Consider the following 13,422-nt stretch of genomic DNA (forward strand, 5'->3'; position numbering starts at 1 on the left):
TGTGGAATGCTATAATTAGGCGATCGCCAGCACAGTCAAAGATTCGCAAGTGGGTCAGAAACCCGGTTACTTCCTAGATACTTCGCTATAAAACCAAGATTTCTCGCATAAACCGGGTTTCTTAGGCATAAGTTGTGACAGTCAAATATTCGCGGCCACATCCAAAGTTTTAACTGCTGGCACTAACTGCGCCGTCAACGGCCCCAAAATCATGCACCACCAATCCCAGCAGCACCGCCAAAAACACGCCACTTTCAAAAAAATTAAAACAGCGATTTTTTACTGTTTGACAGCAATATTTTTCTGCGGGATCACCGCAAACCTGGCTACAATTGCCCAAAACGCAGACAAGGGTGGACTTAACGGGCAAGAAATGAGAGATATTCTCGATCGCGGAAACCTCACCGAAGCAGTCACCCGCATCGAAAAAGACTGGGAAGAAGACTATCAAAAATACTTGCAACAAGACTTTGCAGCCCGCGAGAAAACCGCTCAAGAAATATCAAAAACTCTCTCTCGCCTAGCAGCTCAAACCAAGAAAAAACCAGCTTTAATTTACGCAATCCCGCGCACAGACCAACTAGAACTAATCTTAATATTGCCCGATCGCCCGCCAGTTCACCGCAGCGTCCCCTCCGCCAAACAACAGACACTGCTGTCATCCGTCAAAGAATTCAGCACCGAAATCACCAACCCTGTAAAAATTAACACCACCAGCTATCTCCAACCAGCCCAACAACTCTATCAATGGATAATTTCACCCCTAGAAACAGATTTGAAAACAGCAAAAATTGACACCTTGCTGTTCTGCGTAGGGGAAGGTTTGCGAACCGTACCCCTAGCGGCAATGCACGACGGCAAGCAATTTCTAATCCAAAAATACAGTATCGCCCGCATTCCGGCATTCAAGCTCACAGACAGCAATTACGCTGACCTCAGAAACTCCCAAGTCTTAGCAATGGGAGCAGCAATTTTCTCAGAAACGGCGAAGAAAGAACCGCTGCCGGCAGTGCCGTTAGAATTAAGCGCGATCGCCCGACAGTGGCCCGGTCAATCCTTGATCAACGAAGATTTTACCATCGTCAACTTGCAATCCCAGCGCTTGCAACAAAGATACGGCATCATCCACCTCGCGACTCACGCGGAATTCCGCCCCGGAGCCCCAAATAATTCCTACATTCAATTTTGGGACACCCAACTCAGACTCGATCAAATGAGAGATTTGAAATGGAACAATCCGCCGCTGGAACTGTTAGTATTGAGCGCTTGCAGAACAGCCTTGGGAGACAAAGAAGCAGAACTCGGATTTGCCGGTTTAGCGCTGCAATCGGGAGCAAAATCTGCCCTCGCCAGCCTGTGGTATGTCAGCGATGCGGGGACTCTGGCGCTGATGACTGAGTTTTACCAGCAGTTAAAAGTCAGCAAACCTCAATCTCCTCCAATCATTAAAGCTGAAGCTCTCAGACAAGCACAAATTGCTGCGATCCAGGGTAAAGTCACCATAGAAAACGGTCAACTGCGGAGTTCCAGGGGCGAAACTCCGTTGCCGCCGTCTATCCCGAAACTCGACAGCAAAGATTTATCGCATCCTTATTATTGGGCCGCTTTTAGTATGATCGGCAGTCCTTGGTAATTGCATGATAAAACAGGCTTTTCGGCCTGTTCTATCATGCAAGCATCTGTAGGGAAACGGCAATGCCGTGTCCGGCGCCCGACTCTGGCGAATTGCTGTAGAGAAACGGCAATGCCGTATCCGGTGCTGCTTGGTGAATACGGGCTCTACCGATCGCGCTCAGAGAGCCTCTTGACCGACGAGACAAATGATACGCTATAAAACATAAAGTAATTGAATATCTGTAGCTGTCGCTCAACCAACCACCACCAACCTGTGACCAATCAAGCGGGAGCCTTCAAGGGGAAACAAACATGAAAAAATTAGAATTTTTACTACAAAAAGAAGGCGATCGCGCCTGGTTGCCCCTAGAAACCCCCGACGTGGAAATTCTAGAAGGCAAATATCGCGTCGTTGCTCGCATCCAGCACCCCAACACCGACATCGAAATTCGCATCACCCATACATCATTCGAGGGAGTCTCCCCGCAGCGGAAAGTCCAAAGCCGATCGGCCCGCACCAACCCCGAAGGATTAGTCGTGATCATTCCCTACACCAGACTCAAGCCCGGAATGTGGGAACTTTCCTGCTTGCCAGATCCGCAATCAACACCAGCAAAACCTTGGCAGTACGGCGTGCAATTAGAAGTATTGCCCGCAGAATCAGAATCCTCGGAACCCCTACCGCCGATCGACTCCTCCGAACCCCCAACCTCGCCCTCAGACGCAGAAATCGCAGCAGCAGTCGTGAATCCTAGCTATCCCGTAGGGAATCGCCCGACGCCACAAATCCCTGCACCAGTCCAGCCCGCACCACCCCAAATCCCAGCACCCCAGCCGACCAAAATCTACCAATTCCCCCTTCCCCAAACCCAACAGCCGCCGAAATCCCCAGTCAAACTCGAACTCGAACTCGTGCTCGATCGAGAAACCTTCGTCACCCAACTCGGCCGCCCCTTAATCATTTCCGGCAAAATCGACATTCCCCAACCGCCCCAAACAACCAGAAAAACAGCAACTCTCATCCCCGAATCCCAAACCGAAGAACTCCAAAAACTCATCGGTTCAGCACAACTGCAAATTTACCTGCGCGATCCCCAAACCTCAAAAATACTCGCGCAAATCCAGCAGCCGATGCCAGAACAAGCTCCCCCCTGCATCTTTGCTTGCGTCACCTACATCCCAACCGAGTGCAAAAGCCGCCTCATTTTAGGAGAAGCAATTCTCAGCAGCGGCGGCATTCCCCTAGCCACCAAACTATTCACAATTACAGCTCGTTTAGAGCATCTTCTAGAGGCAATTAAAGAAAATTTTATCGAAGAAAAGCATCAAGCCGAACTCTCCCCCACAGCCTCAAAACCGCCTCGGAGCGCCACAAATCTATCCTTTCTCAAGCTAGTAGAAAAATCCTTAGAGCCTCCATCCCCCGCCGAAACCCCAACAAACGAGTCCTTACCCCCTCAACTAATTCCCCGCCAGACTCCAAGTGCCGGCGGTTTAGAATTGCCGGCATTCGGTAACAAACTGCCCGACAGCAGCCGATCGCAATTGCTCTCAGAAATCTCCAATTCCCCTCAAACTACCGCCGGGGCGATCGACCCACAAACCAAACTTTTAGACCTCCCAAATCCCACTCAAACAGCAGAAATCAGGGCGATCGACCAAAAACCAGAAAACACCCCCGAACCAGAAACAACAGCCCCAGAAACTCCGCCAGCACCCTCAAAACAGGCATTTCAAACCCTAAAAGTCGAAAATAGATTTTGGTCGAGGCTGAGTTCCCTAGCCAGCAACGGCGAATCCCCCGAATGGCTCAAAGCAACCACCCTGTCGCCAACTCCCAAAGCCGCCGCCCACAGCAGCGAGGCGATCGCCGTCGTGGAAGAAAGCAGCCCCACCCAACAGCAACCAGCAACCAGCGAAACCATTGCCGAACCCAAATATACAGGCCCGGAAGCCCGAGAATTTGTGGTTTTTGACGATCCCCCGCAGCCGAAACAAGTTGCTCAAAAAACCGCAAAAGTCGAAGCAGAAGTAGCTCCCCCAACTCCCTACGTTTTGCCAGAAGACGAGTTAGTACCGATGCCCATCCTGGAATTGCCGCGGGCCGACATCTTGGCTGGCCAGGCTGTAACGGTGAAAGTGCAACTGCCGGAATTAATGCCCCGGATTTATGTAAAAGTTTGGGTATTCGATCGGCAAACCTACCTAATTCTCGACGGGCCGCGCTGGATTACCGAATTTAAAGCTAATGGCTTGGGAAATATGCGATCGAGTATCGAGTTAGAGATTCCCTACGGCTGCATGGAAGTCGAATTTGAGGCGATCGCCGTCGAAATGCAAACTCAGCGGGAAAGCCACAAAGTCAGCGTCCACCGCCAAGTTTTACCGCCAGCCGGCCCCATTTTGCCTTTGGATGAGTGAATTGGCGATCGATAATATTCAGATCAACAACCATAATAAGATTGGTTCGTAGTGAGGACTTTAGTCCTTCTTGCCCTAGAACTAAAATCCTCACTACAAACTAATTTTATTGTAGGTAATCTACCGAACATAATATAAGGACTAAAGTCCTTACTACAAACTTAATTGTGGTATTTTTTTAGGTCGATCGCACCAACTGGCGAAACTTCTTCTTAAACTTATTCTTGTACACGTAGATCGATCGCTGCAAATCCTCAACTTGCAGCGACATCTGGGCCGCCAAACCCGTGCGCCCCCAAGCATCCTCCTGACACTTGCGGCGGCAAAAATTCATCGGTTCCGAGTAAACTTTAGATGTCGATAAAGTCGGTTTCGGCCCGCACCAGTGAATCACAGTCGCCGAGGCGCGATCGCCCGCAGGCCCGCTTTCTGCCATCGGAAACCGCTTTTTCACCAAATCCTGGTCAAAATCCGGCACCAACAACTGCATATCCACACTCTGCACCCGCAGCCGGTTTTCTTGCGCCGCCCGGAAAATCATAAAGTTTAAAAAACCCATTTCTCCGTACTTAAATATCTGCGGATGAGCCGCCGTAAAATCTAAAATTTCTACGTATTCTGCCAAGCTAAAAATGCCGCGCTTCGCAAAGAAAGTACCAGTACAAAAATAGTTAGCTTTAAATTTCTGCCAGTTAAAACTGGGAAAATACTTTTCAACGCCCGGAATATCAAAGAAAAACTTGGAAACATCTGCATCCGAATTTTCCTGACAAGGTTGGTCTACAATAAAATCAAATTCTTTAAAATTAGCGAATTTGAGAACATCGCCCCAGACGATCGTATCGGCATCCAAAACCAGAAAATTTGACCAAGGACTTTCCCAGAAAGCAATCATTTTAGTTTTACCCCAACCAAAACTTCTTTTTCTGAGAACCTCTTCAGAAACGGTTGTGCGATCGATAACTCGCACCCCGTAGGACTTTTCCAAAGCACTCACAGAAAACGTACCGTCAATCAACAGACAAATCGGCACGTCTCCCAGAAAATATCGGATGCTAGCACAACAACCCTTAGCAAACAGATAATCCTGATCGCAGCAAGCAATAATAATACCAAAATCTTCCATAAACCCTCACTCTTTTACTAACTTTCCCACCCACAGCGTTTGGGTGTTTTGTTCTGATAGCAGCTCTATTTTTGAGTTCTGCTTTTTCGCCAGCTTATCACTAAACTTCTGCGATCGCCCGTAGACAAAAATATCGCTAAAACCGCTGGGAATCTTGGGTATAGTTGGCGTGTCAAGCAACTGAGCTTGACTGCGCGCTGGCTCGTCGAGCAACACCAATTGCAGCATAACTTTCGGCGCTAACAAATGACTCATCGACAGTATATTTCCCAGACTGACTTCCGAGATTTCACTGACAACCAGCGGCTTTGTCGCGCGATCGATTTGGCGAGCAATTGCGGGATTTTCCCGGCCCCATTCCTTAGTCCACCAACTCTCGGCTTGACAGCTAACAGCATCCGACAGCACAGAGCCCGTTAACAGTACAACTGTCAGAACTTTCCAGACTTGCCGTTTCCCCCCAGCCACCCCCAGCGCGCTAATTTTAGTCGCTAACAGGTAAGCAACAGCTATTTGCATCCCCAAATAAGTCGGAAATAGATAGCGAGGTTTAGTCGATCGGATTCCTCCCAATATAACATCCGGCAGCATCACCGCCAACGCTGTCACCGCCATCAGCACCAACACCAACACCCAAACCTGTTTGCTCGTCTGGGAACACAGAAAATAAATTGCATACCCTACGATTGCCACTAAAATTAAAGTAGCTACCGCCAATGCAATCAAATATATTGAGCTAGCACTAGAAGTTAGCCCGAAATCCCAAAAAACGCGACCGACATTTCCCGCCCAATTATTAACTAAAGACAGCCTACTAATTTCTAGAGCAGCCCAAATTGTCGCCCCAGATGCTGCCTTTTTATTCACCAGTAAAATTCCCACCCAAGGCAAAAATGCGAGCAAAGACACGGCACTTGCTATCATGTAACTAACGAGATTTTTATTCCACCTAAAACCTTGAATTCCCAATACATAAATTCCGTGTCCAAACGCAACTAACAGGCTAAACAAGTGAGTGTAAAATCCCAGAATAGTTGCTATTGCGTAAATGCCCCAACTCAGCTTAGTTTGCAGCCGCATTGCTCGCAGCAGAGACGCACAAGCCAGTAAAATCAGCGCCGACCACAAACTGTAAGGACGCGCTTCTTGAGCGTACAGCACGTGCAACGGAGAAACTGCTAACAATGCCACGGCTATCCACGCCACTTCCGGCGGTGCAAACAATTCTCGGCACAGCCAGTACATACCGGGAAACGCTAACAAACTCATCCAAACTGAGAAAATTCTCGTCGAGAAAGGAGAATCACCGAATAGTTTTGCCCAATACTTGACGGCCAAAAAATACAGTGGTGGCAGTTGAGGTTCTTCAATTGCTAAACTTTTAACAGTATCGCCAAAATTTTTGGTAGGATTGGGGCGCTGATATTTCATCAAATCTTTTGCCGCTACTAATTGACCGCTACTTATTTCATGCAGCACTTCAGTTTGCGTGTATCCCGAAATCCGCAGGGAAGTAAATACTTCATCGTACCAATAAAATTTTTTGTCGATGTTGGAGAAGCGAAAGAACAATCCTAATATCAATAATATCCCTACAAAAAAACGCAGTTTCCTGTTCGTCAAACTCATAGATTGTGTCAATAAATATAGATGTTGCACCATGTAACATACCAGATAAAGGTCGAGTGGATTGCTAAATCTACCAATTGTGCGATCGCCGGCAGCATCCCTGGAGCCATTTAGTTGTGCTGTTAGCAAATTAGGACACTCCTGGATGCACTCCTTACTCTCGCATACCGGGTTTTTGAACTTGGAGCCAGGGCTTCATTCAGTTGACAGTTGACAGTTGACAGTTGACTGCTTGAGTGCGACTTCTACCTAGAAGTCCGAGGATTGGAGTAATGAATAGTCTGATTTTAATTTCTCGCCTTTAGGGCTTGGGGCTTTAAACCAATTCTTTGGAGTAAATGCGTCCGGGAATGCCGGAGTATCAACCGATACTTGTTCAGTAGCATAAATCACATACAAAAGGTGATTTGAGAAACATCGGCTGTGCCGAAAAAATAACAGGCGGTGAAACGCTTTCGCAGCCAGGCCGCTAAACTCTAATTTCACCTCACAGAGATTCAGCCCGGTGCCGCTGCCAGACTACAAAAAATTGTGTTAAGGTAGTGGCAAATTAAACTAGCCGACGGGCAGTCTCAAGAAGGGCGATCGCCCTGACAACTTCCGACAGCAAAGTGCATCAGAAAACCAAAATTGCTCAAGCCGGAAATTTCGCCCAGACGCTGTACATCTACCAGCCTTTAGCCCTCCGTTCCCCACTCCGGGCCCAAAAATCGCCCCGTGAAGACCCCGAGGTTTAAAGTTAGGTTAAAAGACTTGACATAATGGGAGAGAAAGCTGTATAAGGGATGCGGCAAGCAGCCCAAATCTTACCTATAACTGCCTGTTAAGTCTGGCGCCATCGAGGACTCTGGGCAGTGGGGTGTTTGAGGCAGATTGTGGTGGAACCCGTACAACCAGTTGTCGATCGCCCTGAAGGAGAAAGCAACTCCAGCAAGTCGGGCGATCGAGAGATGAAATTAGCAAGTGATGGTATAATCAACCGTAAGGTAATGTGGGCTTGACCTAAACTGATGCCTGCACCGTACAAGGGCCCAACCCATACGTTCAAGCAGGAACTAGACACGCCTACTGTCAATCAACAGTTATGGATAGGTTCTATTCTGGGAGTTATTGTCAACAGGCAAGCAACCACAAAAATCAGAAGTTGGGAATTATTGCCGATCGAGTTGAATAGAGTGTGAAGGTGTGAGGAAAATGAACAGAACTTTTTGGAATTTACTTTTAGTATCCCCGGCAATTCTGGGGCTATCATCAGTCGTCAGTGCCAGTGCGATCGCCGCAGAAGCGACCGCAACCGCTGAAGCCAACCAGCTAGCCACAGCGAAGCCATCCGAGTCAAAAATTGCAGCATCAGTTGCAGAACCAGTTGCCGCGGCTCCTGCTGCCCCAGAAAATCTGGCTTTAAACAGCAGCGCAGACACTGAAACACTGGCAGCAATCGCACCAGAAACCAGCGCCACAGCACTGCAAACAGCAGCGATCGACATCAATGCAGCAGCCCCCATCGCCCCCGCCACCACAGCGGCCGCGATCGAGCCCCTAGCTGCTGCCAACACAGCCGAACCATCGCCCCAAGCATCAGACTTGGCAGTCGAAAGCACCCAGACAGCAACGGCTGCAAAAACTGAAGTGCCAGCAATTGTTAGCACCCCAGCCGCTAAGGTAGAAATTGCTCAAACAGCACCCGCCGGCATGGGTGGCCCGATCGTCCCAGCAGCTCCCCAAGCGCTGCCGGCCGAACAATCTGGAGCCATGTCCCAAGTGACATCGGTCTCTCAACTCTCCGACGTGCGGCCGACAGATTGGGCATTCCAAGCCCTGCAATCCCTAGTAGAACGCTACGGTTGTATCGCAGGCTATCCCGACGGCACCTACCGCGGCAACCGCGCCCTGACTCGCTACGAATTTGCAGCCGGCATGAACGCCTGCTTAGACCAAGTAACCAAGCTAATTAGCTCATCAACAGGTACCTTCGTCACCAAAGACGACTTAGCCATCCTGCAACGCCTGCAAGAAGAATTTGCAGCCGAACTCGCTACCCTGCGCGGACGAGTAGACGGCCTAGAAGCTCGCACCGCAGAACTCGAAGCCAATCAGTTCTCCACCACAACCAAACTGGCAGGAGAAGCTATTTTTGCCGTCAGCGACACCTTCGGAGATGGTATCGGCCTGCACGACGACAAAACTGTCACCAACCTCGGCTACCGGGTGCGCTTGAACTTCAACACCAGCTTCACCGGTCGAGACTTGCTCAGAACCCGCTTGCAAGCCCTCAACGTCCCCAACTACTCAGCAGCAACCGCTACGGGCACTAACATGGCTCGCCTAGCTTTTGATGGAAATGATAACAGCAACTTCGTACTAGACGAAGTGTACTATCGTTTCCCGATCGGTGGTGCTACAGTCTTTGTCGGCCCTAAAGGACTTGACCTGGATGAAATTGCAGACACCGTAACTCCCTTCAACTCTACGAGCACTGGTTCAATTTCCAGATTTGGAGTTCGCAACCCGGCCGTATTCCGCGGTCCCCAGGGAGCTGGCGCAAGTCTGACTTACAACTTCGGCAACATCCGAGCTACCGCAGGCTATCTAGCCGGCGACAGCGATGCTCCCAACCCCGCAAACGGCAGGGGCGTTGCCGACGGTTCTTTCAGCGCTCTGGGTCAGATCGGCTTTTTTAGCAAGCCGTTTGATTTGGGCTTGACTTACGTTCGGAAATACAATCGGGCCGGCGATGTTGGCATCATGGGCGGCACAGGTAGTGCCTTGGCTAACCGACCTTTCGGTCAATCAGCCACCGGAGCAGATAACTTTGGCGTGCAAGTTAACTTCAAACCCAGCAGCCGCTTTCAGATTGGCGGTTGGTACGGTTACACCAAGGCCGAACAACTGCGGAGATCCAACAACGAGGCTACCATCCAAAATGGTGCTATCACTTTGGCATTATCAGATTTTGGACGGCAAGGCAACCTCCTCGGTTTTGTCTTCGGTGTACCGCCAAAAGTTACTGAGAGTGATGTCGCCAGAAACCGCAACACCTCTTATCACTTAGAAGGTTTCTATCGCTTCCAAGTCAATGACTTTATCTCAGTGACACCGGGCGTTTATGTGATTATGAATCCCGAACACAACAACAGAAACGACGATATCTGGGTCGGACTCCTCCGTACTACCTTTAGTTTCTAAGGTTTCCAGACATAGTTAAAGCTAAAAGCGGCAGTCTCCTGCCGCTTTTAGTTTTTGGTTTTTGGTCAATACACTTGGGATCAGAAGACCGGGCGGTTGAAACCGCGTCTATAAAAACAAAACCTGCCTCCGCAGGTTGAAGAGTGAGCGGTTAACATCACATTTATGGAGACAAAATCCACTCCAAGCGGGTGGGAATTCTTGATTTTCTTTAGTCCCTCCCTTGCTCGGACTTCGTTTGTATAGAAGCGGTTTCAACCGTACGTCTGATCTACAAGCCAATTCGATCGGTCATTTGTCAACAGTCAACTGTTCACAAATTAGGAATTTTGGCGGCAAATCCCGAATACGGATGTGTAGCCGTGCAGAAATGTACTGCCGCCCACGGGGCCGATTTCGCCATTGCAGAAAAAGCCGCTCAGCGGGATGTTTTTGATGTATCTGCCGAACAGTCGCGAGTCAAAGTTCGACTCACCATAAAGCCCTTCGCCGCGCCCCAGACAAGAGAACATCAAGGCGCCGGCGCTGGATGTACCGCTGTACTCGGCCGATCGCTGATGGCGATCGAGCAGCATTTCTAGGTCTTCTGCGGAGGTGCGGGCGTCCCGCAGGTGAAATTGGATGCGCTGTCCGGGACGGACTCGATCGCCGATCGCAATTGCCCCGACTTTCGGATCTACTCCCAACAGATTGCGGATTAAAAAATCTCCCGGCTCTAATGTCATCTTGAATTCATCGCTGACTAAGCCGACAAATAACGAGTGCTGCGCTAATTCTCGGTCTGCTTCGCTCAAAGTTTGAACTAACTCTCGCAGGGCCTCTAAGGGCGATCGCTCGATGCCCCTGCTGCCGATATCATCGGTTTGTTCTTCGAGTTTCAGCAAAATATTGCGCTCTCCTTCCGTCACCCGATAAGGATGCCCGATCGGTCTACAGCCTTGCGCGACGATCGTTTCCAAAACTATATTCCCGCTCAAAGCCACTCCCACCGTCCCTTCTCGGTAAAGCTGATAGTCGCAAAACAGCGCCGCACCCCTGCCCGCACCGTCCCCGCCAGCCAGTCCCCCTACCTTCGGCGCACCCGGATAGGCATAATCTAGCCCTTGCAGCAAATCGTTGATTTTTGCGGAAAAGGGGTCTGCCAAGATGATAAACTGCGGTTCTTCGTGGGCTGGCACATCTAACAAATCCACCCAAGTATCCGGGGGACTGTCTAAGTCCGGTAGTTCGTCTGCACCGATGTGAAATGTTCTGACATTTACTCCCGGTAAGCGAGCCAAACTCAGGCTGACTGCCGGAGAGCCCTCTACTTCTTCGGTGAGGCCACCCCGGTTGGTGCCGATGACTCCTCCCCCGCCGCAGCCCAGAATCGCGGGCACTGGCAGCAGTTCTCGCAGTAAAGGCATCAGCCGAGAATACTCGCTGGCAAAGGCAGATGAGATAAATATCAAGGCTAAATCTGCCGGGCCTTGTAAATCGCGATCGGCTTGTTCTACAACTTCTTTGAGCGCTGATTCCAATGACGGACGGGTTGATAAAGCGCTGACCCATTGCATTTGGTTTTCGTACATAAGGCGAACTTCTCTATAAAAACTATTTCTATACTTAAGGCTAACCGGAACTGGCCGCTGGCGGGACGGTATTGTTGGTCGATCGACTCTCCCTCGATCGCCGTTCCTGTGTTAACATAAGTTAACATGGGTGTCGAATAAATCTGTTAAGCGTTAAATGTCGTGTTCAGCTAAATCTTAAAAGATAAAGCTCAATACAGTTTGACACACCAACTTCGTGTAATGTTTTCAACAAAAGTAAGGTCAGCTCGACCTGCATTGATGCCTGTGGACTACAATCCGCCGACGGGCTCTCAGTAAAGCAGGAAGTAGATACGGCTTTTACGATCGCAGTTATGGATGGGTTGTATCTGGGCTGCAACAGCAGCGCATCTCAAGCTAGTATTAGCTGGGGTCGCCAGACTGAAACTGCAAATCAAACACAAACTAACCTTCAAAAAGAAAACCTTTCTTACTTAATAAGGTGACTATGACAACAACACCCGCGGGCAACATCGAAGAAAAAATTGAAGAAGAATTAGAAAGCGCTCGTACCGTCTGTGACTTGAAGGGCGCAACTTCCGGGGAATGTGCTGCGGCGTGGGATGCAGTTGAAGAGCTGCAAGCTGAAGCTTCTCACCAAAAGCAAGTCAAACCTAAGAATTCTTTTGAAAAGTATTGCGACGACAATCCTGACGCTGCTGAGTGCCGCATCTACGACGAATAAGCTAGGAATTTAGCTCCTTGTCTTCCCTCCCGCGCCGAAATCTAGCTTTTGGCGCGGGATTCTTTCATCGGTTTATTAATTACTTTGGCAAGAAGACCGGGCGGTTGAAACCGCGTCTACACAGATAAAACCCACTCGCCTGCGGGTTGAAGAAGACCGGGCGGTTGAAACCGCGTCTACACAGACTCTCACCCGACGGAAGCGGGTTGAAGAAGACCGGGCGGTTGAAACCGCGTCTACACACACAAAACCCGCATTGCCAAGGGTTGAAGAACCGACGCTTAAAATTAAGTTGTTTTCTTTACACCCTCTGAGCTCGGACTACCCTTCCCGAAGGCTAACACGTTTACATAGGCGCGGTTTCAACCGTACGTCCTATCTGATCCCTGATTATTGAGCATTTTTGTAGTAAAATCTGTCACAAAGAAGTGAGTATATTTTCCCAAAGATGTTGAGTCTTTTATTGGCAGCCACCGGGCCTTGGTTTCAACCGCTTGTCTGGATGGATTACCGGTTGTCTGTGTTATTAACAATTTCGATCCCGCTGGTAGTTCTGATTTGGGCTGTTTTTGCCAAGGCTGACGCGATCGCCCGTTTATTGATGATTTATTGGCGGGTGGCGAGTTTGCTGGCAATTACACTTTACCTGATGATGGCTGCGTTGCCTGTGAGCTTTGTGTCGTCGGTGATGGGGAGGGCATTGATTCCTGCTTGTCTGTGGTTTTGGCAGGATTTAAACGACGAAATTGCCGATCGCCCTCAATCATCTTTGAAGCTGGCTTTTACAGCTTGGCGCTGGGCGATTACTGTTTACAGCGGTTTGGGCGCTCTCGCTCAAATTCCCTTCTTAATCTGTGCGTTTAAATCCCAAAGTCAGGTAATTGACGAACCTTTTTGCCGCATTTGGTTAGATCCGCCTTGGCTTTACAGACAGATGTTTCACGCTACAGCCAACCCTCAATTTTTGGGATTGTTGGCTCTGACAGGTTTGGCAATTTATGTAATTTACTTGTCATACTTTGTGGTAATTAGATTGGGGAAACAGGGGAGGTCAGCTACCGGAAACTAAGTTAATTTAAAGTAGATATTTGCCTCGTCAATCCCCGCACAAGTCTTCAAGAAAAAGCCAAAAGTTCAAAAAAAAACGGGGCGGGTCTACGAAAAAATCA

Annotated in this window: 10 protein-coding genes; 6 read left to right on the forward strand and 4 right to left on the reverse strand. The window is 49.3% G+C overall.

Annotation, left to right across the window (positions count from 1 at the left end; genetic code table 11):
* Window positions 1-211 precede the first annotated feature (211 nt).
* Complete coding sequence (locus QUB68_RS08155) at window positions 212-1,633, forward strand: CHAT domain-containing protein (RefSeq protein WP_332991095.1); 1,422 nt, start codon at window positions 212-214, stop codon at window positions 1,631-1,633.
* A 34-nt stretch (window positions 1,634-1,667) separates the two neighbouring features.
* Here the strand turns inward: QUB68_RS08155 and QUB68_RS08160 are convergent, their stop codons facing one another.
* Entirely contained in the window at window positions 1,668-1,820 is a 153-nt protein-coding gene (locus QUB68_RS08160; protein ID WP_332991097.1) for a hypothetical protein, read from the reverse strand.
* A 106-nt stretch (window positions 1,821-1,926) separates the two neighbouring features.
* Between QUB68_RS08160 and QUB68_RS08165 the strand changes: the two genes are divergently transcribed.
* Entirely contained in the window at window positions 1,927-4,035 is a 2,109-nt protein-coding gene (locus QUB68_RS08165; RefSeq protein ID WP_332991099.1) for a hypothetical protein, read from the forward strand.
* 178 nt (window positions 4,036-4,213) lie between these two features.
* Here QUB68_RS08165 and QUB68_RS08170 read toward each other — a convergent pair whose 3' ends face one another.
* Window positions 4,214-5,161 (reverse strand): hypothetical protein, encoded by a 948-nt coding sequence (locus QUB68_RS08170; protein ID WP_332991102.1) that lies wholly within the window; start codon window positions 5,159-5,161, stop codon window positions 4,214-4,216.
* A 6-nt stretch (window positions 5,162-5,167) separates the two neighbouring features.
* Window positions 5,168-6,919, reverse strand: coding sequence for a glycosyltransferase family 39 protein (locus QUB68_RS08175; protein WP_332991104.1), 1,752 nt, complete (start codon window positions 6,917-6,919; stop codon window positions 5,168-5,170).
* 725 nt (window positions 6,920-7,644) lie between these two features.
* Between QUB68_RS08175 and QUB68_RS08180 the strand changes: the two genes are divergently transcribed.
* Window positions 7,645-7,791, forward strand: coding sequence for a hypothetical protein (locus tag QUB68_RS08180; RefSeq protein ID WP_332991106.1), 147 nt, complete (start codon window positions 7,645-7,647; stop codon window positions 7,789-7,791).
* A gap of 193 nt (window positions 7,792-7,984) precedes the next feature.
* Complete coding sequence (locus QUB68_RS08185) at window positions 7,985-9,976, forward strand: iron uptake porin (protein WP_332991108.1); 1,992 nt, start codon at window positions 7,985-7,987, stop codon at window positions 9,974-9,976.
* A gap of 320 nt (window positions 9,977-10,296) precedes the next feature.
* Here QUB68_RS08185 and QUB68_RS08190 read toward each other — a convergent pair whose 3' ends face one another.
* Entirely contained in the window at window positions 10,297-11,532 is a 1,236-nt protein-coding gene (locus QUB68_RS08190; RefSeq protein ID WP_442923052.1) for an FIST signal transduction protein, read from the reverse strand.
* A 484-nt stretch (window positions 11,533-12,016) separates the two neighbouring features.
* Between QUB68_RS08190 and QUB68_RS08195 the strand changes: the two genes are divergently transcribed.
* Entirely contained in the window at window positions 12,017-12,253 is a 237-nt protein-coding gene (locus tag QUB68_RS08195) for a Calvin cycle protein CP12 (RefSeq protein ID WP_293151347.1), read from the forward strand.
* Window positions 12,254-12,701: 448 nt separating this feature from the next.
* A complete protein-coding gene (locus QUB68_RS08200) occupies window positions 12,702-13,322 on the forward strand; it encodes a DUF3177 family protein (protein WP_332991115.1) in 621 nt (206 codons plus the stop codon).
* Window positions 13,323-13,422: the final 100 nt, after the last annotated feature.

It is taken from the genome of Microcoleus sp. A006_D1 (assembly GCF_036702805.1).
Taxonomy (GTDB): Bacteria; Cyanobacteriota; Cyanobacteriia; order Cyanobacteriales; family Microcoleaceae; genus Microcoleus.

Coding starts and splice junctions, on each gene's coding strand:
- QUB68_RS08165 (WP_332991099.1), top strand. CDS start 1,927: ATGAAAAAATTAGAATTTTTACTACAAAAAGAAGGCGATCGCGCCTGG.
- QUB68_RS08200 (WP_332991115.1), top strand. CDS start 12,702: ATGTTGAGTCTTTTATTGGCAGCCACCGGGCCTTGGTTTCAACCGCTT.
- QUB68_RS08195 (WP_293151347.1), top strand. CDS start 12,017: ATGACAACAACACCCGCGGGCAACATCGAAGAAAAAATTGAAGAAGAA.
- QUB68_RS08170 (WP_332991102.1), bottom strand. CDS start 5,161: ATGGAAGATTTTGGTATTATTATTGCTTGCTGCGATCAGGATTATCTG.
- QUB68_RS08155 (WP_332991095.1), top strand. CDS start 212: ATGCACCACCAATCCCAGCAGCACCGCCAAAAACACGCCACTTTCAAA.
- QUB68_RS08185 (WP_332991108.1), top strand. CDS start 7,985: ATGAACAGAACTTTTTGGAATTTACTTTTAGTATCCCCGGCAATTCTG.
- QUB68_RS08190 (WP_442923052.1), bottom strand. CDS start 11,532: ATGCAATGGGTCAGCGCTTTATCAACCCGTCCGTCATTGGAATCAGCG.